Origin of the sequence: Nocardioides sediminis, assembly GCF_003047295.1 — a bacterium.
GTDB lineage: Bacteria > Actinomycetota > Actinomycetes > Propionibacteriales > Nocardioidaceae > Nocardioides > Nocardioides sediminis.
In genome coordinates this window covers 85259-109562 of sequence record NZ_PZYZ01000008.1, presented here as the reverse complement: position 1 = coordinate 109562, position 24304 = coordinate 85259, and the positions used below count along the sequence as shown (strand labels likewise).

The 24304-nt window shown below is 71.7% G+C and carries 25 protein-coding genes; 16 read left to right on the top strand and 9 right to left on the bottom strand.

Annotation, left to right across the window (positions count from 1 at the left end; genetic code table 11):
* Positions 1-47: 47 nt before the first annotated feature.
* From dnaE to DAI17_RS17745, 3 genes are read left to right on the top strand one after another with little or no spacing between them, the layout of a single operon-like run.
* Positions 48-3605, top strand: coding sequence for a DNA polymerase III subunit alpha (dnaE, locus tag DAI17_RS17755; RefSeq protein WP_107774563.1), 3558 nt, complete (start codon positions 48-50; stop codon positions 3603-3605).
* Positions 3602-4150: a hypothetical protein gene (locus tag DAI17_RS17750; protein WP_159081619.1), complete on the top strand. Its 549-nt coding sequence runs from the start codon at positions 3602-3604 to the stop codon at positions 4148-4150. Before dnaE ends, DAI17_RS17750 begins: the two co-directional genes overlap by 4 nt.
* 39 nt (positions 4151-4189) lie before the next feature.
* Positions 4190-5857 (top strand): DUF3352 domain-containing protein, encoded by a 1668-nt coding sequence (locus tag DAI17_RS17745; RefSeq protein WP_107774561.1) that lies wholly within the window; start codon positions 4190-4192, stop codon positions 5855-5857.
* Between the two features lie 7 nt (positions 5858-5864).
* Here the strand turns inward: DAI17_RS17745 and ybaK are convergent, their stop codons facing one another.
* Entirely contained in the window at positions 5865-6350 is a 486-nt protein-coding gene (gene ybaK / locus DAI17_RS17740; protein WP_107774560.1) for a Cys-tRNA(Pro) deacylase, read from the bottom strand.
* Positions 6351-6364: 14 nt separating this feature from the next.
* A complete protein-coding gene (locus tag DAI17_RS17735; RefSeq protein WP_107774559.1) occupies positions 6365-7030 on the bottom strand; it encodes an LON peptidase substrate-binding domain-containing protein in 666 nt (221 codons plus the stop codon).
* Between the two features lie 73 nt (positions 7031-7103).
* Between DAI17_RS17735 and hisD the strand changes: the two genes are divergently transcribed.
* The 6 genes from hisD (at position 7104) to ddaH (ending at position 12304) form a co-directional block, all read left to right on the top strand.
* Positions 7104-8405, top strand: coding sequence for a histidinol dehydrogenase (gene hisD / locus DAI17_RS17730; RefSeq protein ID WP_107774558.1), 1302 nt, complete (start codon positions 7104-7106; stop codon positions 8403-8405).
* On the top strand, positions 8402-9529 hold the full coding sequence (locus DAI17_RS17725) for a histidinol-phosphate transaminase (protein ID WP_107774557.1): 1128 nt from the start codon (positions 8402-8404) through the stop codon (positions 9527-9529). Before hisD ends, DAI17_RS17725 begins: the two co-directional genes overlap by 4 nt.
* Complete coding sequence (gene hisB, locus DAI17_RS17720) at positions 9526-10152, top strand: imidazoleglycerol-phosphate dehydratase HisB (protein ID WP_107774556.1); 627 nt, start codon at positions 9526-9528, stop codon at positions 10150-10152. The genes DAI17_RS17725 and hisB overlap by 4 nt, the downstream gene beginning before the upstream one ends.
* Positions 10149-10790, top strand: coding sequence for an imidazole glycerol phosphate synthase subunit HisH (gene hisH / locus DAI17_RS17715; protein WP_107774555.1), 642 nt, complete (start codon positions 10149-10151; stop codon positions 10788-10790). The genes hisB and hisH overlap by 4 nt, the downstream gene beginning before the upstream one ends.
* A 68-nt stretch (positions 10791-10858) precedes the next feature.
* Positions 10859-11500: a hemerythrin domain-containing protein gene (locus DAI17_RS17710; RefSeq protein WP_107774554.1), complete on the top strand. Its 642-nt coding sequence runs from the start codon at positions 10859-10861 to the stop codon at positions 11498-11500.
* 9 nt (positions 11501-11509) lie between these two features.
* On the top strand, positions 11510-12304 hold the full coding sequence (gene ddaH / locus DAI17_RS17705) for a dimethylargininase (RefSeq protein ID WP_107774553.1): 795 nt from the start codon (positions 11510-11512) through the stop codon (positions 12302-12304).
* Between the two features lie 3 nt (positions 12305-12307).
* Here the strand turns inward: ddaH and DAI17_RS17700 are convergent, their stop codons facing one another.
* The gene (locus DAI17_RS17700) at positions 12308-12742 is read right to left on the bottom strand and encodes a GNAT family N-acetyltransferase (protein WP_107774552.1); all 435 of its coding nucleotides are present in this window, start codon (positions 12740-12742) and stop codon (positions 12308-12310) included.
* 132 nt (positions 12743-12874) lie between these two features.
* Here DAI17_RS17700 and DAI17_RS17695 point away from each other — a divergent pair, with 132 nt between their 5' ends.
* From DAI17_RS17695 to DAI17_RS17685, 3 genes are read left to right on the top strand one after another with little or no spacing between them, the layout of a single operon-like run.
* Entirely contained in the window at positions 12875-14356 is a 1482-nt protein-coding gene (locus DAI17_RS17695; protein WP_107774551.1) for a hypothetical protein, read from the top strand.
* A complete protein-coding gene (locus DAI17_RS17690; RefSeq protein ID WP_107774550.1) occupies positions 14353-14721 on the top strand; it encodes a hypothetical protein in 369 nt (122 codons plus the stop codon). The genes DAI17_RS17695 and DAI17_RS17690 overlap by 4 nt, the downstream gene beginning before the upstream one ends.
* A 20-nt stretch (positions 14722-14741) precedes the next feature.
* Positions 14742-15173 carry a GNAT family N-acetyltransferase gene (locus tag DAI17_RS17685; RefSeq protein ID WP_199905188.1) on the top strand — a complete coding sequence of 144 codons (432 nt, stop codon included), beginning with the start codon at positions 14742-14744 and terminating at the stop codon, positions 15171-15173.
* Between the two features lie 13 nt (positions 15174-15186).
* Here DAI17_RS17685 and DAI17_RS17680 read toward each other — a convergent pair whose 3' ends face one another.
* The 4 genes from DAI17_RS17680 to DAI17_RS17665 form a co-directional block, all read right to left on the bottom strand.
* Complete coding sequence (locus tag DAI17_RS17680; protein ID WP_107774548.1) at positions 15187-15729, bottom strand: AAA family ATPase; 543 nt, start codon at positions 15727-15729, stop codon at positions 15187-15189.
* Positions 15730-15752: 23 nt separating this feature from the next.
* On the bottom strand, positions 15753-16370 hold the full coding sequence (locus DAI17_RS17675; protein WP_107774547.1) for a GrpB family protein: 618 nt from the start codon (positions 16368-16370) through the stop codon (positions 15753-15755).
* A 2-nt stretch (positions 16371-16372) separates the two neighbouring features.
* Positions 16373-16729: an SRPBCC family protein gene (locus DAI17_RS17670; RefSeq protein WP_107774546.1), complete on the bottom strand. Its 357-nt coding sequence runs from the start codon at positions 16727-16729 to the stop codon at positions 16373-16375.
* A gap of 177 nt (positions 16730-16906) precedes the next feature.
* The gene (locus tag DAI17_RS17665) at positions 16907-17518 is read right to left on the bottom strand and encodes a hypothetical protein (RefSeq protein WP_159081618.1); all 612 of its coding nucleotides are present in this window, start codon (positions 17516-17518) and stop codon (positions 16907-16909) included.
* A gap of 69 nt (positions 17519-17587) precedes the next feature.
* Between DAI17_RS17665 and DAI17_RS21610 the strand changes: the two genes are divergently transcribed.
* The 4 genes from DAI17_RS21610 to DAI17_RS17645 are packed head-to-tail and all read left to right on the top strand — an operon-like array spanning position 17588 to position 22558.
* Positions 17588-18478: an NUDIX domain-containing protein gene (locus tag DAI17_RS21610; RefSeq protein WP_107774544.1), complete on the top strand. Its 891-nt coding sequence runs from the start codon at positions 17588-17590 to the stop codon at positions 18476-18478.
* Complete coding sequence (locus tag DAI17_RS17655) at positions 18475-19395, top strand: SMP-30/gluconolactonase/LRE family protein (RefSeq protein WP_107774543.1); 921 nt, start codon at positions 18475-18477, stop codon at positions 19393-19395. Before DAI17_RS21610 ends, DAI17_RS17655 begins: the two co-directional genes overlap by 4 nt.
* 27 nt (positions 19396-19422) lie before the next feature.
* Positions 19423-21327 carry a 1-deoxy-D-xylulose-5-phosphate synthase gene (dxs, locus tag DAI17_RS17650; protein ID WP_107774542.1) on the top strand — a complete coding sequence of 635 codons (1905 nt, stop codon included), beginning with the start codon at positions 19423-19425 and terminating at the stop codon, positions 21325-21327.
* Complete coding sequence (locus tag DAI17_RS17645) at positions 21308-22558, top strand: hypothetical protein (RefSeq protein WP_107774541.1); 1251 nt, start codon at positions 21308-21310, stop codon at positions 22556-22558. Before dxs ends, DAI17_RS17645 begins: the two co-directional genes overlap by 20 nt.
* Here the strand turns inward: DAI17_RS17645 and DAI17_RS17640 are convergent, their stop codons facing one another.
* Positions 22559-22687 carry a methionine/alanine import family NSS transporter small subunit gene (locus DAI17_RS17640; protein ID WP_107774540.1) on the bottom strand — a complete coding sequence of 43 codons (129 nt, stop codon included), beginning with the start codon at positions 22685-22687 and terminating at the stop codon, positions 22559-22561.
* Positions 22687-24234 (bottom strand): sodium-dependent transporter, encoded by a 1548-nt coding sequence (locus DAI17_RS17635; protein ID WP_107774539.1) that lies wholly within the window; start codon positions 24232-24234, stop codon positions 22687-22689. The genes DAI17_RS17640 and DAI17_RS17635 overlap by 1 nt, the downstream gene beginning before the upstream one ends.
* Positions 24235-24304 lie beyond the last annotated feature (70 nt).

Here is a 24304-nt window from a genome sequence, read left to right as displayed (position 1 = left end):
GTTCGCGACCGTTCCTGCGACCTGAGAAGAAGGTGTGGAAGACCCCGATGTCGGCCGGCTCCAACGACAGCTTCGTGCACCTGCACGTCCACACTGAATACTCCATGCTCGACGGCGCCGCCCGCCTCGGCGACCTGGCCAACCACACCGCCGAGCTCGGCATGCCGGCCATCGCGATGACCGACCACGGCAACGTGTTCGGCGCCTACGAGTTCTACAAGAAGGCCACCGCCGCCGGGGTCAAGCCGATCATCGGCATGGAGGCCTACTTCACCCCCAACATCAGCCGCTTCGAGCGCAAGCGCGTCAACTTCTACAAGGGCGGTCCCGACGACGTCTCCAGCCGCGGTGCCTACACGCACATGACGCTGCTGTCCGAGACGACCGAGGGCATGCACAACCTGTTCCGGCTCTCGACCGGTGCGTGGCGCGACGGGTTCTTCCAGCACCCGCGCGCCGACCGCGAGCTGCTGTCGCAGCACAGCGCCGGGATCATCGGCACCACCGGCTGCCCCTCCGGCGAGGTCCAGGTCCACCTCCGGCACAACAACTACGAGGCCGCCCGCCAGACCGCAGCGGACTACCAGGAGATCCTCGGCCGCGACAACTACTTCCTCGAGCTGATGGACCACGGGCTCGACATCGAGCGCCGGGTCCGCGACGGCCTGCTGCGGCTCGCCAAGGACCTCCGGATCCCGCTCCTGGCGACCAACGACTCGCACTACGTCCACCAGGCCGACGCCAAGAGCCAGGAGCACCTGCTCTGCATCAACTCCGGCTCGACGATGGACATCCCCGCCGGCGACGGTCCGGGTCAGCGCTTCGCGTTCTCCGGCGACGGCTACTACGTCAAGTCCGCGGCCGAGATGCGCTCGCTGTGGGTCGACAAGTACGACCTGCGCGAGGCCTGCGACAACACGCTGTGGATCGCCGAGCGCTGCGACGTGAAGTTCACCGAGGGCAACGGCACCTACATGCCCCGGTTCCCCTGCCCGCCGGGAGAGAACGAGGACTCCTGGCTGGTCAAGGAGGTCGAGGCCGGCCTCGCCTTCCGCTACCCGGGCGGCGTGCCCGACGCGGTCCGCAAGCAGGCCGAGTTCGAGCTCGGCGTCATCACACAGATGGGCTTCCCGGGCTACTTCCTCGTGGTCGCCGACTTCATCAACTGGGCCAAGGACAACGGCATCCGCGTCGGCCCCGGCCGCGGCTCCGGCGCGGGCTCGATGGTCGCCTACGCGATGCGGATCACCGACCTCGACCCCCTCGAGCACGGCCTGATCTTCGAGCGGTTCCTCAACCCCGACCGCGTCTCGATGCCCGACTTCGACATCGACTTCGACGAGCGCCGGCGCGGCGAGGTCATCAAGTACGTCACCGACAAGTACGGCGACGACCGGGTCTCCTACATCGTCACCTACGGCACCATCAAGGCCAAGCAGGCCGTCAAGGACTCCAGCCGCATCCTCGGCTACCCCTTCGCCATGGGCGACCGGATCACCAAGGCGATGCCGGCCGCGGTGATGGGCAAGGACGTCCCGCTCAAGGACATCTTCGACGCGGGCCACAAGCGCTACGGCGAGGGCGGGGAGTTCCGCGGCCTCTACGAGCAGGACAACGACGTCAAGCGGGTCGTCGACACCGCCATCGGGATCGAGGGCCTCAAGCGGCAGTGGGGCGTGCACGCGGCCGGCGTGATCATGTCCAGCGAGCCGCTCATCGACGTCATCCCGCTGCTCAAGCGGCCCGCCGACGGCGCGATGATCACGCAGTTCGACTACCCGACGTGCGAGTCGCTCGGCCTGATCAAGATGGACTTCCTGGGGCTGCGCAACCTCACGGTCCTCGACGACGCCGTCAAGAACATCAAGGTCAACCGCGACGAGGACGTCGTCCTGGAGGACCTCACCCTCGACGACCCGGCCACCTACCAGCTGCTCCAGCGCGGCGACACCCTCGGCGTGTTCCAGCTCGACGGTGGCCCGATGCGGTCGCTGCTGCGCTCGATGCGTCCCGACAAGTTCGAGGACATCTCGGCCGTCGGTGCCCTCTACCGGCCGGGTCCGATGGGTGCCGACTCCCACAACAAGTACGCGCGACGCAAGACCGGGCGCGAGCCCGTGGAGGCCATCCACCCCGAGCTGGCCGAGCCGCTCGAGGAGATCCTGGGCGAGACCTACGGCCTGATCGTCTACCAGGAGCAGGTCATGGCGATCGCGCAGAAGCTCGCCGGCTACACGCTCGGACAGGCCGACCTGCTGCGTCGCGCGATGGGCAAGAAGAAGAAGGAGGAGCTCGACAAGCAGTTCGAGATCTTCTCCGGCGGCATGGTCGAGCGCGGCTACTCCATGAAGGCCGTGCAGACCCTGTGGGACATTCTGCTCCCGTTCTCCGACTACGCGTTCAACAAGGCCCACTCCGCGGCCTACGGCCTGGTCTCCTACTGGACCGCCTACCTCAAGGCCAACTACCCGGCCGAGTACATGGCGGCCCTGCTGACCAGCACCAAGGACGACAAGGACAAGTCGGCGATCTACCTCAACGAGTGCCGCCGGATGAAGATCCAGGTGCTCCCGCCCGACGTCAACGAGTCCCACGCCAACTTCACCCCGGTCGGGCACGACGTCCGCTTCGGCCTCACCGCCGTGCGCAACGTCGGCGCCAACGTCGTCGACGGGATCGTCGCCGCCCGCGAGGAGAAGGGCCGGTACGTCGACTTCAACGACTTCATGGAGAAGGTCCCCGCCCACGTGTGCAACAAGCGCGTGGTCGAGTCGCTCATCAAGGCCGGCGCGTTCGACGAGATGAAGCACAAGCGTCGGGCGCTGGTGACCATCCACGAGACCGCGGTCGACCAGTACATCGACATCAAGAAGAACGAGGCCATCGGCCAGGACTCCCTCTTCGGCGGGCTCGACGAGTCCGAGGGTGGCTTCGGCACCAGCATCGCCATCCCGGAGATCGACGACTGGGACAAGATGACGCTGCTGGGCCACGAGCGGGAGATGCTCGGCCTCTACGTCTCCGACCATCCGTTGCTCGGCCTCGAGCACGTGCTCTCCAACGGCACCGACTGCACCATCGGCCAGCTGATGCTCGACGAGGAGCGCGCCCACGGCAGCACGCTGACCATCAGCGGGCTGGTGACCAGCGTCCAGCGCAAGATCACCAAGAAGGGCGACGCCTGGGCCACGGTCACGCTGGAGGACCTCGACGGCGCCATCGAGGTGCTGCTGTTCCCCAGTGCCTACCAGCTGGCCTCCAACCACCTGGTCGAGGACGCGATCCTGCGGATCAAGGGCCAGCTGTCCCGCGACAAGGACCAGCCCGAGCTGCGCGCCCAGGAGGTCTCGGTCCCCGACATCTCCGACGGTCCCAGCGGCCCGGTGGCGGTCAACCTGCCGCACACCCGGGTCAACCCCGGCACCGTGGACAGCCTCAAGGACGTCCTGGCCACCCACCCCGGCGTCACCGAGGTCATCCTCCACGTGCGGATGCGGGACCGGACGATCGTGCTCAAGGTGGGTGACCACCACCGCGTCACGCCGAGCCCAGCCCTCTTCGCCGACCTCAAGCAGCTGCTGGGCCCGGGGTGCCTGGCCGGGTGAGCGCGGTCGCGACCCGGTCGGCCGTGGTCCTGGGCACCTTCGCGGTCGTCGGCGCCATCGCCGGGGTCGTGTGGGAGTGGCTGTGGACCCCGCCGGTGGGGATCGTCTTCCGTGGCGAGTGGATCCTGGAGCCGTCCGGTCCCGACTACGAGTTCTCCGGCACGGGCTGGTACGTCGTCATCGCCCTCGTCGCCGGCCTGCTCACCGCCGCCGCGCTCGGCTGGCTCCTGGTGGGGCGCGAGCTGACCACCCTGGTGGCCGCAGCGGTGGGATCGGTGCTGGCGGGGTGGCTCATGTTCACCGTCGGGCACAGCCTGGGACCGCCGGACCCGCGCCCCCTGGCCGCCGCCATGGACGACCTCGAGCGGCTGCCCAGCGACCTGCGCGTCGCCGTGCAGGACCCCGACCCCGACGAGGCGTCGTGGTCGCTCACGTCGAGCGCCTTTCTGGCCTTCCCGGTGGGGACCGTGGTGGGGCTGACCGTGGTCTGGTTCACCACGCGAGGTCGCCGCGTTCGCGGGGTCGGGCACGCCTCCGCTGGGTAGGCTGCCGCCGTCTGATCACGCCGCACACGGGGGTTCCACATGTCCACCACACCGCAGGGTCCCTCGGGTCCCGAGTACCTCGAGTCGTCGGCGGGCAGTCCCGTCCCCGGCGGGTCGCGCCCGAGCGACAGCCGCAAGCGGGTCATCGTCCTCGGCGGCCTCCTCGGCCTCGTCGCCGTCGGGGGTGGCGCCGCCTGGGCCGCCTCGAGCTTCCTCAGCACGGGGGACCAGCCGGCGCAGGCCCTGCCCGCCGGCACCATCGGCTACGTCAGCGTCGACCTCGACCCGAGCGGCGAGCAGAAGATCGAGGCCATCCGCACGCTGCGCAAGTTCCCCGCCTTCGCCGACAAGGTCGACCTCGACACCGAGGACGACCTGCGCGAGCGCCTCTTCACCGAGCTCACCGAGTCGGGGGAGTGCGACGGGCTCGACTACGCCGCCGACGTCGAGCCGTGGCTCGGTGACCGGGTGGCCGTCGCGGCCGTCGACACCGGCGCCGAGTCGCCGTCCCCGGTGATGGTGGTCCAGGTGACCGACGCCGACGGCGCCGAGGAGGGGCTAACGACGCTGCAGGAGACCTGCGGCGGCGACGAGGTCGACTCAGCGACCGCCGGGTGGGCCGTGGAGGGCGACTGGGCGGTCATCGGCGAGACGGCCGAGATCGCCGAGGGCGTGGTGGCCGACGCCGGCGAGGGCACCCTCGCCGACGACGCCGACTTCCAGCGCTGGACCGAGGAGGCCGGGGATCCCGGGGTCATCACCATGTACGCCGCCCCGGCCGCCGGGAAGTACGTCGGCCAGCTGATGGACGCCCAGGACGCCATGCTCGGCTCGGTCGGTGGCATGGACGAGATGGACGGCATGGCGGGCATGGACGGGCTCGACCCGGAGGCGGACAACGGCCTGACCCCGGAGATGGAGGAGTCGCTGGCCGACTTCGGCGGCGCCGCGGCCACCGTCCGGTTCGACGACGGTGCGCTGGAGGTCGAGACGGCCCTCGACTCGAGCCAGTCGATGACCGCGCTCTCCGGACTGGACGCGGGCGGCGCCGACCTGGTGGCCGGCCTGCCCGACGACACCGTCGCGGCCTTCGGCCTCGGGTTCTCCGAGGGCTGGTTCACCGCGATGGTGGACAACATGTCGACCCTCGGCGGCGCCGACGTGTCGGTCGACGAGCTGATGTCGCAGCTGTCGGAGCAGTCCGGCCTCGACCTGCCCGCCGACGCCGAGACGCTCGCGGGCGACGCGATGGCCTTGTCGGTCGGCTCGGGCCTGGACCTGGAGGCGTTCTTCAACGGCGGTCCCGGCGAGCTCCCGGTGGGGCTGACCATCCAGGGCGAGCCCGACGAGATCCAGGGCGTCCTCGACAAGATCAAGCCACAGCTGGGCCCGGACGCCGACATGCTCGAGACCGAGACCGATGGCGACAGGGTCGCGATCAGCCCCAACGCCGACTACCGCGCCAGCCTGGCCGGCGGTGGCTCGTTGGGTGACTCCGAGGCGTTCGACGAGGTCGTCGACGACACCGACGGCGCGGCGGCAGTGCTCTTCGTCGACTTCGACGCCGACGACAACTGGCTCGCGCGCCTGGCCGGGGACGAGGACCCGGAGGTGGCGGAGAACATCGAGCCGCTCTCGGCGTTCGGCGTCACCGGCTGGCTCGAGGACGGCGTGTCCCACTCCGTCGTCAGGCTGACGACCGACTGAAGGACGCTCACCGGCCGATCGGGGCCGTGGTCGCTCGCGTGACCGCGACCAGGTCGGCCGGTGACAGCTCCACGTCCAGACCGCGTCGTCCGCCCGAGACGAAGACCGTCGGCCAGGCGAGGGCCGACTCGTCGACGACCGTGGGGTGGGCGCGCCGCTGGCCGACCGGCGAGATGCCGCCGGCGACGTACCCCGTGGCCCGCTCGGCCGCGGCGACGTCGGCCATCGCCGCCTTGCCGCCGCCCAGGGCGCGGGCCAGCGCCTTGAGGTCGAGCTGGCCGACGACCGGGACGACACCGACCACCAGGGTGCCGCCGAGCGAGGCCATCAGGGTCTTGAGCACGCGCTCCGGCTCGACGCCCAGCGCCCCCGCCGCCTCGAGCCCGTACGACGCGGCGCGGGGGTCGTGCTCGTAGGGGTGCAGCGTGAACTCGATGCCCGCCGCCGCCAGGGCGACGGTCGCCGGCGTACCGCCACCGGATCTCCTGGCCATGCCGACCGGCGGGCTCAGTTGGGCGACCAGGCCGTGCGGGCCACCTCGGTGGCCGGCAGGGACGGGATCACGTTGATGGCGCGGAGCTCCTCGCGGAGCAGGGAGGTGACCAGCTCGAGCCGCTCGAGGGGCGAGTCGGCCTCCAGCAGGGACTGCCGCTCGGCCATGGGCAGCGGGGCCAGGGCCGCGAGCGTCCAGGACAGGTAGCCGGGGTCGCGCGGCAGCGTGCCGGAGAACGTGGCGCCCTGGAGCTCGCTGATCGCCGCGCGGTAGGCGGTGAAAGTGGCCCGGGCGCGGTTGAGCAGCTCGTCGGGCACAGGACCCTCGACGTCGGGGTGGTCGGCGACGTCACCGACCGCGAAGTCGCCGGACGCGTCGAGCCCGTGCAGCACGATGCGCTCCCGGGCGACGGCCTCGATCTCGAAGGTGCCGTCGTCGTTGGCCTCGACGTCGGTCAGCTGGAGCCGGACGCCGACGCGGTAGAGGGACTGGGATCCGTGGTCGCCCACCTCGTAGCCCTCCCGGATGGCCACGGTGCCGAACACGCGCTCGGCCGGGTCGTCGACCTCGAGCAGGTGCGCGACCAGGGCGCGGTAGCGGTCCTCGAACACGTGCAGCGGCAGGGAAACCCCGGGGAACACCACCGTGCTGAGGGGGAACATCGGCAGAGGAGCGTTCACGCTCCGACCCTAGCGCTGTCCAGAGGCGGCACGAGTTCGGCCGCGGCGTGGCGCGGTCCCTAGACTTGGGCCCATGATCCGCCGCATCGACCTCAGGGGAGCAGACCGCGCCACGGTCGACTACCGCGCCGCCGTGCCGCGCGCGGAGTTCGACGTGGAGGCCGCGACGCATCTGGTCTCACCGGTCCTGCACGCGGTCAAGGCCAGGGGCGTCGACGCGATCCTGGAGTACTCCGCGGAGTTCGACCGGATCGAGATCGACGACATCGCCGTGCCCCGCGAGGCCATGGTGCGCGCCCTCGAGGAGCTCGACCCGAAGGTCCGCGAGGCGCTCGAGGAGTCGATCCGCCGCCTGCGCGCCACCTGCGAGGCCGAGCTCGAGCACGACGTCGTGACCCGACTCGGTGAGGGCGCCGTCGTCACCCACCGCAAGGTGCCGATCGACCGCGTCGGCCTCTACGTGCCCGGCGGCCTCGCCCCGCTGGTGAGCAGCGTGGTGATGAACGTCGTCCCCGCGCAGGTCGCCGGCGTGCGCAGCATCGCGCTCAGCAGCCCGCCCCAGAAGAACACCGGCGGCCTGCCCGAGCCCACGATCATGGCCGCCTGCGAGCTGCTCGGCGTGCACGAGGTCTACTCCGTGGGTGGGGCCCAGGCGGTCGGCATGTTCGCCTACGGCGCCGGTCCGTGCCGGCCGGTCAACCTGATCACCGGGCCGGGCTCGATCTACGTCGTGGCCGCCAAGCGGCTCGTCCGCGGCACGGTGGCCATCGACTCGGAGGCCGGGCCCACCGAGATCGCGATCCTGGCCGACGACTCGGCCGACCCGGCCCACGTCGCCGCCGACCTGATCAGCCAGGCCGAGCACGACCCGCTCGCCGCGTCGGTGCTCGTCACCGACTCGACCGTCCTGGCCGACGACGTGACCGCCGAGCTCGACAAGCAGGTCTTCGCCACCCGCCACACCGGCCGCATCCAGCAGGCGCTGACCGGCCAGCAGTCCGGCATCGTCCTGGTCGACGACATGGACCAGGGCGTCGACGTGGTCAACGCCTACGCCGCCGAGCACCTCGAGATCCAGACCCGCGACGCGTCCGAGCACGCAGCGCGGATCACCAACGCGGGTGCCGTGTTCGTCGGCGCCTACGCCCCGGTGTCGCTGGGTGACTACTGCGCCGGCTCCAACCACGTCCTGCCGACGGCGGGCTGCGCCTGCCACTCCAGCGGGCTCAGCGTGCGCGCGTTCCTCAAGTCGATGCACGTCGTCGACTACTCTCGCGAGGCGCTCGCCGAGGTCGCCGACCACGTCGTGACCCTGGCGGAGGCCGAGGACCTGCCCGGCCACGGCACCGCGGTGTCCGTGCGGTTCGAGCGGTGAGCGCCCCGTCCGAGCAGGAGTGGGCCTCGGAGTCGGGATGGCCGCCCCTGCGGGAGGAGCTGCGCGGCATCGAGCCGTACGGCGCGCCCCAGCTCGACGTGCCGGTCCAGCTCAACGTCAACGAGAACCCCTACGGCCCCTCCCCGGAGGCCGCGGCGGACATCGCGGCCGCGGTGGGCCGGGCGGCGGCCACCCTCAACCGCTACCCCGACCGTGAGTTCGTGGAGCTGCGCGAGGCGCTGGCGGCGTACCTCAACACCTCCGGCGGCAGCGGCATCACCGCCGACCGGGTGTGGGCGGCCAACGGCTCCAACGAGATCATGCTCCAGCTCCTGCAGGCCTTCGGCGGGCCGGGACGGGTGGCGCTCAGCTTCGCCCCGACGTACTCGATGTATCCCGAGTACGCCCGCGACACGGTCACCGAGTGGGTGGCCGGCCGGCGCGAGGAGGACTTCTCCCTCGACCTCGACGCCGCCCGCGCGATGGTCGAGGAGCGGCGGCCCAGCGTCGTGCTGCTCCCGTCGCCGAACAACCCGACGGGCACGGCCCTTCCGCCCGAGGCGGTCTCGATGCTCTGCAAGGCAGCAGGGGACGGCCTGGTGGTCGTCGACGAGGCGTACGGCGAGTTCCGCCGCACCGGGACGCCGAGCGCCCTGGAGATGCTGGACGACCACCGCAACCTCGTGGTCACGCGGACGATGAGCAAGGCGTTCGCGCTGGCCGGCGCCCGGGTGGGCTACCTGGCCGCGGCACCGGAGATCTGCGACGCGATCCGGGTCGTGCGGCTGCCCTACCACCTCTCGGCAGTGACCCAGGCGACCGCGCTCGCGGCGCTGCGGCACGCCCCCGAGCTGCTCGGCCGGGTCGACGAGCTCCGCGCCGAGCGGGACGCGACGGTCGACTGGCTGCGCGGACGCGGCCTCGCCGTCGCCGACAGCGACGCCAACTTCGTGCTGTTCGGCACCTTCGCCGACCGCCATGCCGTGTGGCAGGGCCTGGTCGACCGTGGCGTGCTGATCCGCGAGACCGGGCCGGACGGCTGGCTGCGGGTCTCCATCGGGACCGGCGCCGAGATGGACGCATTCAAGGACGCACTGACCGACGTCATGGAGGACAAGAGATGAGCACCCGTACCGCCAAGCTCGAGCGCCAGACCAAGGAGACGCAGATCGTCCTCGAGCTCGACCTCGACGGCACCGGCCGCGCCGACATCTCCACGCAGGTGGGCTTCTTCGACCACATGCTGACCGCGTTCGCCCGGCACGCGCTGGTCGACCTGCGCGTGCACGCCAACGGTGACACCCACATCGACGCGCACCACACCGTCGAGGACACCGCGATCGTGCTCGGCCAGGCGCTCCGCGAGGCGCTGGGTGACAAGCGCGGTATCCGCCGCTTCGGTGACGCGACCGTCCCGCTGGACGAGGCGCTCGTGCAGGCCGTGGTCGACGTGTCCGGGCGTCCCTTCTGCGTGCACACCGGCGAGCCCGATGGGCAGGTCTACGTCCAGATCGGCGGCCTCGGCGGCGCGGCCTACCCGGGGTCGCTGACGCGCCACGTCTTCGAGTCGTTGTCGTTCCACGCCCAGATCGCACTGCACGTGCGCGTGCTGTCCTGCCGCGACCCCCACCACCTGGTGGAGGCGCAGTTCAAGGCGTTCGCCCGCGCGTTCCGCGACGCGATCGCCATCGACCCGCGCGAGACGGGCGTGCCCTCGACCAAGGGCACGCTCGGGGGCGCTTCTTGAGCGGGGCGGCCAAGCAGGTCGTCGTCCTCGACTACGGCTCGGGCAACCTGCGCTCGGTCGTGCGGGCCGCGGAGCGCACCGGCGCCGAGGTGACCCTGTCGAGCGACTTCACCGCCGCGCTGGAGGCCGACGGGCTCGTCGTGCCGGGTGTCGGGGCCTACGCCGCGTGCATGGCGGGGCTGCGGGCCATCAAGGGCGAGCGGATCATCGGTCGTCGCCTCGCCGGCGGTCGCCCCGTGCTCGGGATCTGCGTGGGGATGCAGGTGCTCTTCGCCCGCGGCGTGGAGCACGGCGTGGAGACCGAGGGCTGCGACGAGTGGCCCGGCACGGTCGAGCGGCTGCACGCCCCCGTCGTACCCCACATGGGCTGGAACACCGTCGAGGCCCCCGAGGGCACCCGGATGTTCGCCGGCATCGAGGACGAGCGCTTCTACTTCGTGCACTCCTACGGCGCCCGCCGCTGGGAGCTGGTCACCAACGACCGCACCCGCGCGCCGCTGGTCACGTGGACGACGCACGGTGACGAGCGGTTCGTCTCGGCCGTGGAGAACGGCCCGCTGTGGGCCACGCAGTTCCACCCGGAGAAGTCCGGCGACGCCGGCGCCGCGCTGCTGCGCAACTGGGTGCAGACCCTGTAGGTCTTGCCCGCTGTGTTTGATCGAAATGCGGGTCGCCCCGCCGGGCGTCCCGTCGTAGCGTCGCGGTCATGGCCACGATGAGCGTGAACCAAGTCATCCATGCCGCCGTACGACGCGACGTCACGCGCACCGAGCGAGCCCTGCGCGCGCTGCCCGACGGTGACCGGGCGCGGGCCCGGCAGGTGCAGCGGGCCTGGCAGAACCTCGTGAGGGAGCTGACCCACCACCACGAGGCGGAGGACGCCGTCATCTGGCCGTTCCTGCTCTCGCGCGGCGCCGACCCGGACCTGATGGCCGCGATGGAGGGGGAGCACGCCGCGATGAAGGAGGCGCTGACCGAGTCGACCCGCGCCATCGACTCCGTGGTCGCCGACCCGACGTCCGACCTCGCGGAGCAGGCGGCCGACGTCCTCGCCCGGTCCAGGACGGTCATCGACGCGCACCTCGAGCACGAGGAGCAGGACGTCGAGCCGCTCCTGGCCGAGCACGAGGACGATCCCGAGTGGAAGGCCGCCGCCAAGAAGCTCCGGCCGGGGACGATGGCCGACACGGGCCGCTCGCTGGCCTGGATGCAGGACGGCGCGGGTGCGCGCGAGCGGGACGGGCTGAAGGCGGCCATCCCGGGTCCGGTCCTCGCCGTGATCACCGCGCTGTTCGGCCGCCGCTATCGGCGCGAGGTGGCGCCGACCTGGCGGGCGGGAACCCAGTAGCGTCCTGCCATGGAGTCACGCCACGCGCTCGTCCGTCGTCCGTCCTCGAGGATGGGCGAGGGCCTCGTCACCCACATCTCGCGCAGCGACCACGTCGACGTCGACCTCGCCCGGCACCAGTGGGAGTCCTACGTCGACGCCCTGCACCGGGCCGGCTGGACCACGCACGAGGTCGAGGCCGCCGACGACCTCGCGGACTCGGTGTTCGTCGAGGACACGATGGTCGTGTACGGCGACCTCGCCGTCATCAGCCACCCGGGCGCGGAGGAGCGCCGCGGCGAGACCGCGGCCGCCGAGGAGGCGGTGGCGGGGCTCGGCTACCGCGTCGCCCGCATCGAGGCGCCGGGCACGCTCGACGGGGGTGACGTGCTCAAGTTCGACGGCCGCGTGTGGGTGGGCACCGGGGGGCGCACCAACCACGAGGGCGCCGCGCAGCTGAGGGAGCACCTGGCCCCGTTCGGTGCCGAGGTGATCGAGGTCCCCGTGCACAAGGTCCTCCACCTCAAGACCGCCGTGACCGCGCTGCCCGACGGCACCGTCATCGGGCACCGCCCGCTGGTCGACGACCCCGACGTGTGGGCCGGTCACTTCCACGAGGTCCCGGAGGAGTCGGGTGCGCACGTCGTCCTCCTCGACGGCGGGACCGTGCTGATGGCTGCCTCGGCGCCGCGATCCGCCGAGCTGTTCCGCGACCGGGGGCTCGACGTCGTGACCGTGGACATCTCCGAGTTCGAGAAGATGGAGGGGTGCGTCACCTGCCTCTCGGTGCGGCTCCGGGGGCTTCCCGAGGCCGGAGCGTCGTGACCGTCAGCCCGGCAGGTGCAGGTCGATGAACGGCACGGTGTCCCCGTCGCGGAGGTAGCGGTCGTGCTCGACGAACCCGTGCGCCAGGGCGAACCGCAGGCCGTCGGCGTTCGACTCCAGCACCACGGTCTCGATGCGCCGGGCACCCATGGATCGCGCCTGTGCGAGCTCCGCCTCGAGGTAGGCGGCGCCGTGGCCCCTGCAGCGGTGCTCGGGCAGGATGCGCACGATCACGGTGGCGGTGGCGCCGTCGTGGGGCGGTCGCACGGTGGCGTTCCCCACGAGCTCCCCTGACAGGCGGGCAACCGTCAGCCGGTTGCGCGGGGCTCGTTCCGTCACCTCCGCGGCAGACAGTGGGGCGGTCGGGATGACCGCGTTGTGGATCGACCGCCAGTCGTCCAGCAGGGGTCCGGTGACAACGACGATGTCGAGAGGCACGACTGGAAGTGTGGCGCATCAAGGTTGTCGTGTGACGTTTCAGAACTGTCACCGATCTCTTGAGAGATGACACCGAGACAACCTGGGAAGATGCCCTTGACTCGAACACATGTTCGATAGAGAATGGGTGGCATGGCCCTGACCCCCGCCGAGACGCCTCAGACGCCGGTGTGCGTCGACGAGCTCTCGGCGGCCGGGCTCCTGGTCGAGGCCACCCGGGCGTTGGCGGTACGCCGTGCTGCCGAGGTGGCCGAGCTCGAGCTGGCGGTGCAGTGGGCGGTCCTGCACGGCCAGCCGCGCGACGAGCGCGACCCGATGGTGTCCCCGGGAGGAGAGGGGACGCCGTCCCTGCGGGAGTACGCCGTGCCCGAGCTGGCGATGGCGCGGGAGACGCACCCGGCGACGACGCGGGCGCTGGTGGCCGACGGGCTGGACCTGGTGCACCGCCTGCCGTTGACGTGGGCGAAGGTACGAGACGGGGCGTGCGAGCCGTGGGTGGCGCGCAAGGTCGCGGTCCTCTCCCGGCGGGTGCCGGCCGCCGACGTGGGGGTGGTGGACCGCGCGGTCGCCGCCGCGATCGCCGGGCATGCGCCCGCCACGGTGCTGGAGATCGCGCGGGCCAAGGTCGTCGAGGCCGACCCCGAGGGGCACGCGATGGAGCGGGAGCGGTCCCGCCACGAGCGCTACGTGACGCTGTCGCGGGCCGACGAGTTCGGGTTCCGCCACGTGATCGCCCGGGTGCGGTCGGGCGACGCGGTGTGGCTGGACGCCCTGGTGGACCGGGTCGCCGACATCCTCGCCCTCGAGCACGGGCACGACCACAACCGCGGCGAGCTGCGCGCCGACGCCCTGGGCTGGCTGGCCCGGCCGGCTGACCTGCTCCGGCTGCTGCTGGACCACACCGACCACTCCGCCGGCGACTCCGACGAGCCCGCCGACTCCGACGAGTCCGACGAGTCCGACGAGCCCAGTGAGTCCGTGCGTCCGCTGTGGGCGCCGGAGCACCTGGCCGGGACGGTCGAGCGGCTGGCCGGCATGTCGCCGCGGCAGCTGGCCGCGATGCACGGGCGGGGCACGGTGTTCGTGCACGTCACCGAGCAGTCGCTGACCCGGCAGGCCGGCATCGCGCGGGTCGAGGGCCTGGGCCCGCTGCTCGTGCAGTCCCTGGCCGAGCTGCTCGGCCACGCGGACGTGACCATCAAGCCGGTCCTGGACCTGGCCCAACGACGCCGGGTCGACGCCTACGAGCACCCCGACCGGGTCAAGGACCACGTGTGGACCCAGACCGGCGGTGACGTGTTCCCCTTCTCGCCGCGGACCGCGAGCCGCGACCGGGTCGACTTCGACCATCCCACTCCCTACGTGCCCCCCGACCGGGGCGGACCCCCGGGACAGACCGGCGCCCACAACTCCGGCCCACTCCGACGCCGGCACCACCGCTGGAAGACCTACGGCGGCTACCGCTGCCGCCAGGCAGACCCCGGACGACACCTGTGGCAGACCCCCCACGGGCTCTGCTACCTCGTGGACCACACCGGCACCCGCACCCTCACCCCCGAACAGGCCGAGGTCATGCTCACCGCACCTGACGGCGTCGAGATCTACTGGCCATGAGCCTCGTCGCGCCCCCCGGCTGGCCGCGGGAGGTGCGCCCTCCCGACGCACCCGACTGGGAGGCGACCGCAGTGAGCTGGCTGCTGGACCTGTGCCCCGCGGAGTACCGCCGCTATCCCGGCCTACGTCGCCACGTCGTCGTGCTCGCCCGCTTCGCGGTCCTGCACGTCGAGGCGCAGCAGGCCGCTTCCCGTCGCGGACTCAGCGAGATCAGGTCCGACCTTAAGGACGTCGTCACGCTGGACGTCGTGGAGGCCGCCGTCCAGACCTTCCAGCTCGACGAGGCGCGGCTGCAGTCGACACGCCGCGCCGTCGGGCTCGTCGAGGAGGCACTACGGGGACGGCGGTACGTCGCCCGGCTCTGACCGTCCCTAGGATGCGCGGCGTGGACCTGACGCTCGCCCCTGTGACGGCTGACAACTGGCGCGATGTGGCGGACCTCGCGCCCCACGACGAGCAGCGGCGGTTCGTCGCCGCCCTCGGAGCGCGGTACCTGCTGCTGGGCGTCTACGGCGAGACCTGGCACAACCTTGGCGTCTTCGAGGGCGGCACTGCCGTCGCACACGTGATGTGGGGCGTCGACGACGACGGCTCCCACTGGATCGGCGGGCTCCTCGTCGATGCTCACCAGCAGGGACGCGGGATCGGTCGGGCGACCGTCGAGGCACTGCTCGACGGGTGGCGCGCCGACCGCCGTCTCGTGCGGGCCTCGTGCCACCCGGACAACACGGCGAGCCGGGCGCTCTTCGGCTCGCTCGGGTTCGTCGAGACCGGGGAGTGGGACGACGACGAGCTGGTGGTGGAACGCCAGCTCTGACCGCGTGCCCCGGTCAGAGGAACCGTGCGGGGTCGGGCGCGTGCCGAGGAGGTACGTCGCCGACGTGGTCGCGCATGACGCGGAGCACCGCGTCCATCGAGACATCGGCATCGACGACGACCTCGCCGTCGATGCCGAGCGTGTCGGTGGGCACGTACCACCCACGCACCCTCGAGGCCGGAACCTCGAGCGCGAGAGCCCGCCCGCTGTGCCGCCGGAGCGACTCCTCCAGGGTGACGTCGAGGTAGAACACGTGCGCTGGTCCCCGGTGCTGCGCCACCAGCGAGCGGAGCATCGGTCCGTAGTGGCCGGAGAAGAAGATCCCCTCGAGGATCACGTGGTAGTCGATGGCCAGGCAGTGTCGGGCAGTGCTGGCGATCAGCTCGATGTTGTCGCCGCCAGGTACGTCGTGCTCGCGGAGGACGACGCGTCGGAAGTGGTCCTGTCCGATGTTGGCCGTTCCTCGGCCCATGGCCAGCTGCAGCTCGCGAGCGACGCTCGACTTGCCGGCGGCCGAGTTCCCGCGGATCACGACCAGTGTCGGGTGCTCGGCCATCCGGCGATCAGATCACAGAACCATCAGTCGAGCAGACCGGCGGCACGGAACATCCGGTCGTAGATCTCGCGGACGACCGGCTCCTTGACCCGGTTGTAGCGCATGCCGAAGCCGAGGACGCCGTTGTCGTCGCCGGTGGCAGCCATCTCGGCGGCCGCCGCACGCTTGGCGGCGGCGTACCGCTCGCGGTCCTCGGGGTGGGCGACCAGCCAGTCCCGGAACATCCGGTGCCGGACCACCTCGGGGCAGTCGGGGCCGAAGACGTGGAGGTGCGTGCGCGGCTCGTCGAGCTGCTTGAGGAGGCGGTGCTCGTGCCAGTCCGGCTCTGTGAGCCAGTGCACGAACCCGAGTCGCTCGAGAGGGGGGACGTACGACGCCTCGTCGATGGGGTCGGCCACCGTGAGGTCGATGTCGATGACGGGCTTGGCCGGCAGCCCGGGCACGGAGGTTGAGCCGATGTGCTGGATGCCGAGCACGCGATCGCCGAGGACGGCGCGGACCTCGGCCTCGAGGCGGCGGTACCGCTCGGACCAGGTGGGATCGGGCTCCTCGATCCGCACGGTGTAGCCGGTCCGGTGGGCGCCGACGTACACCACGTCGGCCTCGGCGTGGTGCCGGGTGATCTCCGCGGGGGTCGGCATCCCTACCGGTCCGCCGACCCGGCGTACCGGTGCAGCGTGGACGTCCACATGCGGGCGATCATGCGGCCCATGGGGCCACGGTGCAGCAGGAACATCAGAGGCTTCTGGGCGGGCCGAGGGTCGGTGTTGTCGTACTCGACGTACAGGCGCGTGCCACCATCCCGCGGCACCAGCCGGATCTCGCTCGCGCCGCCGCCCCCGTAGCTGCTCTCCACGACCGTCCACCGGACCACCGTCGGGTCCGACCAGTCGTAGAGCTTCGGGGTGCGCTTCCACGTCTCCAGTCGGCGGTCGGAGAAGTCGGTGAACGCGTCCAGCACCTGCCCCGGGGACGCCTTGGTCGTCACCTCGAACCGCATGCCGTCATTGCAGCACCACGGACGGCGCTCGGTCCATGCCGCCGGGGTGGGTGTCTTGCCAGCCTCCACCCTTCCCACCGCGGCTCAACGGTTCGCCGACAAGGACCGCCACAGCGACGGGTTCGACCTCGTGGTCCTCGCGAAGGTGGCGGCCGACCTGAAGGTCGAGGCGGTGGCCTATCCGCGTGCCTGCGCCTCTGAGCGCCGCTGGGCGCCCGGGACCCACCGCGGCACCATCTCCGGCCACCAGCGCCGGACGGCCCAGGTGTGCAGCAGCGCCAGCGGGACCCAGCCCAGGAGGGCGTGCCCGAACGGGTGGGCGGCGCCGGCGTAGTCGTAGCCGTGCTCCGGCGTGGCCTCGCAGACGTCCGGGATCTCACCGGCCCAGCACGGGCTCGCCACGTGCGGCACCACCTCGGCGCCGACCAGCACCACCACCGGCCCCGCCACCAGCAGGGCGCACCGCGCCAGCACCGCACGGCCGCGGTCGGCGCGCAGGATCGCGACCGCTGCCGCCAGGGCGAGCAGGACGGCGACGGCGACGAGGGCCACGGGCAGCACGGTCGGCGACGCCTCCACGAGCTCGACCCCCGAAGGGAGGGACTCGGGAGCGCACGGAGGATCGGTGCAGGGTTCGCTCACGTCGGTGGTGTCGCTCCCGACGTCCGGCCAGACGAAGCCGAGCAGTGCCACCGCCGTCCCCAGCGCGATCGCCGTCGCGCCCGCCAACAGCGTCGCCGCAACGGACCCCCGTCCGGCCCGGATCGCCCACACCCCCCGCGCAGCCATGCCTCATCGTGCCCCAGCCCCACGCGCCTGTCATGCCCCTGCCGGGCGCCGCCGAGTAGGTTGCCCGCCATGGGACCGGACACGACACAGCCCGAGGTGCGCACGGACTTCGTCTGCATGACGCTCGTCGACCCGCGGGGCTGGCTCCTGATGCAGGAGCGCGACGAGCACGCACCGGTCTGGCCCGACGCGTGGTGCTTCCCCGGGGGCGGCCTCGCGCCGGGGGAGTCGCCGAGGGACGGCGCCCTGCGCGAGCTGGCCGAGGAGACCGGCATCGTCGTCGATCCCGACCTGGTCGACGACCTCGGTGAGCTCGAGCAGGAGTCGCCGATCGGCCGGTTCCGCTACCACGTCTTCGTCGCGCCGACCGAGCTCGGCGACGCCGACGTGGACTGCCGGGAGGGGCGGCAGATCGTCTTCGTCGACCCCGCCACCGTCGAGGAGAGGCCGGTGGTGTCGTCCACCCTGGCGGCGCTGGGCGCGGTCCGCGCCTGGGCAGCCGAGCACACACCCGTCCCACCGGAGGACGCCCGAGCCTTCGCGGGAGTGATCCTCGTCGACCGCCGGGGCTGGATCCTGATGCAGGAGCGCGACGAGCACCCCCGCATCGACCCCGAGACCTGGGGGCTCTCCGGCGGCCATCTGGAGCCGGGGGAGTCGCCCGCGGAGGGTGCCCTGCGCGAGCTCGAGGAGGAGACCGGAGTGGCCCTCTCCCGGGAGGACCTGCGCGAGGTCGGGACCTTCGCCAACGACCACCGGGAGGCCTACGGCACCTGGGACCGGATGTGGGTGTACGCCGCCGAGGCCGACCTGGGCGACGCGGACATCGACTGCCGGGAGGGCCGCCAGATCGTGTTCGTGGACCCCGCCACGGTCGGCGACCTGCCGCTCACCAAGGGAGCGACGGCCATCGTCCCTGCCTTCCTCCGCAGTGACGTGTACGCCAGCATGGCGCCATGACCTTCACCGTCCACCCCGTCCCCGGCCCGGGCGCCGAGGACGTCGTCGTCACGCCCGACGGCCACGTCTACACCGGCACTGAGGACGGCTCGATCTTCCGCCTGAGCCCCGACGGCCAGGAGATCCGCCGCGTCGCCCACACCGGCGGCCGACCGCTGGGCCTCGAGCTCTTCGAGGACGGCGACCTCCTGGTCTGCGACGCCCGCCGCGGGCTGCTGGTGGTCCACGACCCGGAAGGCGACGCCTCGGTCGAGACGCTGGCGGCCAGCGTCGACGGGGTGCCGATACGCTTCTGCAACAACGCGGCGATCGCCGCCGACGGCACCATCTGGTTCAGCGACTCATCCACCCGCTACGGGATCGACCAGTGGAAGGACGACTTCGTCCAGGACACGCGCACCGGTCGGCTGCTGCGCCGCGACCCCGACGGCGCCGTGACCGTCGTCCTCGACGGCCTCGCCTTCGCCAACGGCGTCGCCCTGAGCCTCGACGAGCGCTTCGTCGCGGTCGCCGAGAGCGGGGCGCGCACCGTCGTACGACGCTGGCTCCAGGGGCCGCGGGCGGGGGAGCGGGACCTGCTGGTCGGCGACCTGCCGGGCTACCCCGACAACATCTCCCGAGGGAGCGACGGCCTGATCTGGGTCACCATCGGCAGCCCGACCGACCCGGTCGTGGAGCGGCTGCAGAGGGCGCCGTTGCTGCTCCGCAGGGCCGTCACGAGGATCCCCCAGCGCTTCCAGCCCGCGCCCGCGCAGACGATCCGGGTGCAGGCCTACGACGACGACGGCACGCTGGTGCACGACGTCGACCTCGACGAGCCGGGCTACCACATGGTCACCGGTGTCCGTGAGCACGCGGGGCGGGTCTGGATGGGCAGCCTGCACGAGCCGGCGGTGGCCGTCCACGATCTGCCTTGAGAGAGCTCGCCGCATAGACTCCCCGGCATGGGTCATCTCCAGTCGATCACGTCCCCGCAGGACCTGCGCGGGCTCACCGACGACCAGCTGGACGCACTGGCGGCCGAGATCCGGGACCTGATGATCCGGACCGTGGCCACCAACTCGGGCCACCTCGGCCCCAACCTCGGCGTCGTCGAGCTGACGCTGGCCATCCACCGGGTCTTCGACAGCCCGCGCGACCGCGTCGTCCTCGACACCGGGCACCAGTCCTACGTGCACAAGCTGGTCACGGGTCGCCATGCCGAGTTCGGCACCCTGCGCAAGGAGGGTGGCGTCAGCGGCTACCCGAGCCAGGCCGAGTCCGAGCACGACATCGTGGAGAACTCCCACGCCTCGACCGCGCTGTCCTACGCCGACGGGCTGGCCAAGGCCTACGCCATCCGGGGTGAGGACCGTCACGTGGTCGCGGTCATCGGCGACGGCGCCCTGACCGGCGGCATGGCCTGGGAGGCCCTCAACAACATCGCGATCAACCCGCAGAGCCGGCTGGTGATCGTCGTCAACGACAACGGCCGCTCCTACACGCCGACCATCGGCGGACTCGCCACCGCGCTCACCACGCTGCGCACCGACCCGCAGTACGAGCGGGTCCTCGAGGTCGTCAAGCGCCGCCTCAATGCCGTCCCCGGCATCGGGCACGCGGCGTACGACGCCCTGCACGCGGTGAAGAAGGGCATGAAGGACGCCCTCGCCCCGCAGGGCCTCTTCGAGGACCTCGGCCTCAAGTACGTCGGCCCCATCGACGGCCACGACCGCGCGGCGATGGAGGGCGCACTGACGAAGGCCAAGCGCTTCGGTGGCCCGGTCATCGTGCACGCCATCACCCGCAAGGGCTACGGCTACGACCCCGCCGAGCGCCACGAGGCCGACCAGTTCCACGCGCCCGGTCCCTTCGACGTCCAGACGGGCGCGGAGAAGCCGAAGGGCCGCATCTGGACCGACCACTTCTCCGACGCGATCGTCGAGGTCGGCGAGCGCCGCAAGGACGTGGTGGCCATCACCGCGGCGATGATGCACCCGGTCGGGCTCGACGCGTTCGCGGCAAGGTTCCCCGAGCGCACCTTCGACGTCGGCATCGCCGAGCAGCACGCGGCCACGTCGGCCGCCGGCCTCGCGATGGGCGGCATGCACCCGGTCTTCGCGGTCTACGCGACGTTCCTCAACCGGGCCTTCGACCAGGTCCTCATGGACTGCGCCCTGCACAGGTGCGGGGTGACCTTCGTCCTCGACCGCTCGGGCGTCACCGGCGACGACGGCGCCAGCCACAACGGCATGTGGGACATGTCCATCCTCCAGGTCGTCCCCGGGCTGCGGCTGGCCGCGCCGCGCGACGTCACCCGGCTTCGCGAGCTGCTCGACGAGGCCGTGGAGGTCTCCGACGCCCCCACCGTCGTGCGCTTCCCCAAGGGCCCGCCGCCCGAGGACATCCCGACGCTGTCCAAGGCGGGCGGTGCCGACGTGCTCGTCCACACCGGCGAGCAGGACGTCCTCGTCGTCGCCGTCGGCTCGATGGCCACCGTCGCGGTCGACGTGGCCGAGCGGCTCACCGCCCAGGGCATCGGCGTCACCGTCGTCGACCCCCGCTGGGTCAAGCCCGTGGACCCCGCCATCGTCGAGCTGGCACGCCGGCACCGGCTGGTGGTCAGCGTCGAGGACAACGGCCGGGTCGGCGGCTGCGGCGCCACGCTGCTGCAGACCCTCAACGACGCCGGCGTGACGACGCCGTTCCGCCTCCACGGCATCCCGCAGGAGTTCCTCGACCACGCCAAGCGCGACGTGATCCTGGCGCGCATCGGCCTCGACGCCCAGACCATCGCACGCGGCATCGTCGAGGACGTGACGGCCCACGACGACGGTCGTCTGCCCCTGGATGCCTCCCACCCGAGCTGACCGCGCGGCCACGAGGCTCCTGACCGCGGCAGCGCTGCTGCTCGCGGTGGTCGGGTGTGCCCTGGACGGGGACCGCGAGGAAGCACCGCAGGGGGAGGCCGCGCAGCAGTTGGCGGACCGGATGGAGGAGGTGCTCGACCGGCGGGCCACGGCGCTGCGGACGGGTGACGAGGGTGCCTTCATGACGACGGTGGGCCGGCGGTCGGTCCGCTTCGTCGCACGTGAGCGGACGTACGCCGACAACCTCGCGCAGCTGCCCGTCTCCCGGCTGTCCTACCGCGTCGACCCGGCCACCATCGCCGGGGACGACGGCCGCTGGAAGGCGGAGGTCGAGATCGGGATGCAGCTCGAGGGCTACGACGAGGCACCCGTCGTACGGCCGGCGCGGTTCAGCTTCGCCGAGGACCCGGACGGCGACGGGCTGGTCGTCGTCGGGGACCGGGACCGGGGGTGGGAGCGCCGCCACGAGGTCACCAGCCAGCCCTGGGACACCGGCAGCATCGTGGTCCGGGAGGGTGACGGCGTACCTGGTGTCTTCGACGACGCGAGCGTGGCGAGCGCGGAGCAGGTCCTGCGGGAGGTCGAGACGGGGATCGGTGCGGTCGGCGCCGTCGTGCCCCACGAGTGGTCGGGCCGCGTGGTCCTCTACGCGCTGTCCGACACCGGCGTGCTCGAGGGCGTCGAGGGACTGCCGGGGGAGGACCCTGACGACCTCGACGCCGTCACGTTCTCGGTGGCGACGCGGCCGGGCAGCGAACGGGTGGCCGGCAACCGGTTCGTGCTGCACCCCCGGATGCTGTCCGCCGCGCCCGACCGGCTCGCCCGCCTGGTCCGGCACGAGCTCACCCACGTCGCTGTCGGCGAGCGGGACGACGAGGTCTGGACCTGGCTGGCCGAGGGGATCGCCGAGTGGGTCTCGGTGCAGCCCATGGCGCCCGAGGACCGGCTCCTGCCGCGCGCCGCGGTCGAGGCAGCCGCGGCGGGACCCGATTCGCTGCCTCCCGACGACGGCTTCCACGGACCCGACCAGGGCGCGCACTACGGGCTGAGCTGGTGGGCCTGCCAGGCGATCGTCGACCTCCGCGGCGAGCGCCCGCTGTGGCGCCTCCTGGACCGGCTCGCCGCCACGAGCCCCGCGGACCGGGTCGACGAGCTCGAGCAGGTCCTCGGGATGAGCGCGGGCCGGCTGGCCCGCGAGGCGGCCCGGCGGATCCTGGCGACGTACTCCTGATCAGAGGTCGCGCTGGACGGACTCCGGCTCCTCGCCCTTGAAGCGGCTGATGTTCCAGATGGCGAGGGCCAGTCCTCCCCACAGGACAATCATGGCGACCAGCATCATGGTGATGGCGGCGGCGGACATCACGCTCTCCTCTCGTCCTGCTGGGCCTGGATCTCGGGATCGCCGAGGAAGGTGGCGTCGCGCCACGGCACCCGGGCGGCGACGAAGCCCAGGACCGCCACCGCGATCGCCAGGCCCCAGCCGAGGGTGTTGAGCATCCAGGTCGGGTAGCCCTCGTAGGGCTCCTGGAGGTTGTTGATGAGCTCGTTGCCGAGGATGAAGGTCAGGGCCGCGGGGGCGAAGATGCCGATCAACCACTGCCACCAGGTGCCGACCTGCACGGACCCGTCGCGGTTGAGGTGCTCGCGCAGCAGGCCGGTCTTCCGGAAGGCCCAGGACAGCGCGAGCATGCTCACCACGGCCACGAGGAGGATGCCGAACCGGTTGATGAAGTGGTCGATGATGTCGAGGACGTAGACCCCGGTGGTGGTGCCCAGCAGGACGGTGCTGATGAGGGCGGCCGGGACGCCGACCGCCATCGAGGCACCGGTCCGCGTCATCTCGAACTTGTCCCGCACACCAGAGATGACCACCTCGATCACGCTGACCAGCGACGTCACGCCGGCCACCACGAGCGATCCGAAGAACAGGACGCCGATCAGCGCACCGAGCGGAGCCTCGTTGATGATCGCGGGGAAGGCGATGAAGGCCAGGCCCAGACCGTCGGTCGCCACCTCGTCGACGCCGGTGCCGGCGGCCGTGGCCATGAATCCGAGGGCGGCGAAGACACCGATGCCGGCCAGCAGCTCGAAGCCCGAGTTGGCGAAACCGACGACCAGTCCGGACCCGGTCATGTCGCTGCGCCGACCGACGTACGACGCGTAGGTGATCATGATGCCGAAGCCCACGGACAGGGAGAAGAAGATCTGCCCGAAGGCCGCGATCCACACGCTGGTCTCGCCCAGCGCGCCCCAGTCGGGGGTGAACAGCGCGTCGAGGCCGACCGAGGCGCCGTCGAGCGTCAGCGCGACCACGACGAGCGCGATGAAGGCGACGAAGAGGACCGGGATGAAGAACATGGACACTGCGCCGATGCCCTTCTGCACGCCCAGCGCCATGATGACCAGTACCGCCACCCACACCAGGACCAGTGGCACGGTCACGCCGGTGACGAAGTCGAGCCCGATGCCGGGGTCGCCCGCCTGGAGGTAGTCACCGAAGAGGAACGCCTCCGGGTCGTCGCCCCAGGCCTTGTCGACGGAGAAGAACGCGTACCGGGCGGCCCAGGCGATGACGGCGGCGTAGTAGACCGCGATCACGAAGCAGATCCCGACCTGCCACCAGCCGAGTCCCTCGGCCGCTCGGTGGGCCCGACGGAAGGACAGCGGCGCGGAGCCCCGGTAGCGGTGGCCGAGGCCGTAGTCGAGCAGGAGGAACGGCAGTCCGGCCGTCAGGAGGGCCACGAGGTAGGGGATGATGAAGGCGCCGCCGCCGTTCTCGTAGGCGACGTACGGGAAGCGCCAGATGTTGCCCAGCCCGACGGCCGAGCCGATGGCGGCCAGGATGAAGACCCTGCGGGAGCTGAACGCCCCCCGATGCTTATCGGAGTGCTCGATGGCTGAGCTCATGGACGCCTCCTGCCGACGACAACGTGGCTCTCAGCATGCCAGAGTCCGGCCCGCCCGAGGTGTGGGGCGG

Coding starts and splice junctions, on each gene's coding strand:
- DAI17_RS17690 (WP_107774550.1), top strand. CDS start 14,353: ATGAGCCTCGTCGCGCCCCCCGGCTGGCCGCGGGAGGTGCGCCCTCCC.
- DAI17_RS21610 (WP_107774544.1), top strand. CDS start 17,588: ATGGGACCGGACACGACACAGCCCGAGGTGCGCACGGACTTCGTCTGC.
- DAI17_RS17675 (WP_107774547.1), bottom strand. CDS start 16,370: ATGCCGACCCCCGCGGAGATCACCCGGCACCACGCCGAGGCCGACGTG.
- DAI17_RS17745 (WP_107774561.1), top strand. CDS start 4,190: ATGTCCACCACACCGCAGGGTCCCTCGGGTCCCGAGTACCTCGAGTCG.
- DAI17_RS17655 (WP_107774543.1), top strand. CDS start 18,475: ATGACCTTCACCGTCCACCCCGTCCCCGGCCCGGGCGCCGAGGACGTC.
- DAI17_RS17695 (WP_107774551.1), top strand. CDS start 12,875: ATGGCCCTGACCCCCGCCGAGACGCCTCAGACGCCGGTGTGCGTCGAC.
- DAI17_RS17710 (WP_107774554.1), top strand. CDS start 10,859: ATGGCCACGATGAGCGTGAACCAAGTCATCCATGCCGCCGTACGACGC.
- dnaE (WP_107774563.1), top strand. CDS start 48: ATGTCGGCCGGCTCCAACGACAGCTTCGTGCACCTGCACGTCCACACT.
- DAI17_RS17635 (WP_107774539.1), bottom strand. CDS start 24,234: ATGAGCTCAGCCATCGAGCACTCCGATAAGCATCGGGGGGCGTTCAGC.
- DAI17_RS17640 (WP_107774540.1), bottom strand. CDS start 22,687: ATGTCCGCCGCCGCCATCACCATGATGCTGGTCGCCATGATTGTCCTG.
- hisB (WP_107774556.1), top strand. CDS start 9,526: ATGAGCACCCGTACCGCCAAGCTCGAGCGCCAGACCAAGGAGACGCAG.
- DAI17_RS17680 (WP_107774548.1), bottom strand. CDS start 15,729: ATGGCCGAGCACCCGACACTGGTCGTGATCCGCGGGAACTCGGCCGCC.
- DAI17_RS17665 (WP_159081618.1), bottom strand. CDS start 17,518: ATGGCTGCGCGGGGGGTGTGGGCGATCCGGGCCGGACGGGGGTCCGTT.
- dxs (WP_107774542.1), top strand. CDS start 19,423: ATGGGTCATCTCCAGTCGATCACGTCCCCGCAGGACCTGCGCGGGCTC.
- ddaH (WP_107774553.1), top strand. CDS start 11,510: ATGGAGTCACGCCACGCGCTCGTCCGTCGTCCGTCCTCGAGGATGGGC.
- hisD (WP_107774558.1), top strand. CDS start 7,104: ATGATCCGCCGCATCGACCTCAGGGGAGCAGACCGCGCCACGGTCGAC.
- DAI17_RS17645 (WP_107774541.1), top strand. CDS start 21,308: ATGCCTCCCACCCGAGCTGACCGCGCGGCCACGAGGCTCCTGACCGCG.
- ybaK (WP_107774560.1), bottom strand. CDS start 6,350: ATGGCCAGGAGATCCGGTGGCGGTACGCCGGCGACCGTCGCCCTGGCG.
- DAI17_RS17670 (WP_107774546.1), bottom strand. CDS start 16,729: ATGCGGTTCGAGGTGACGACCAAGGCGTCCCCGGGGCAGGTGCTGGAC.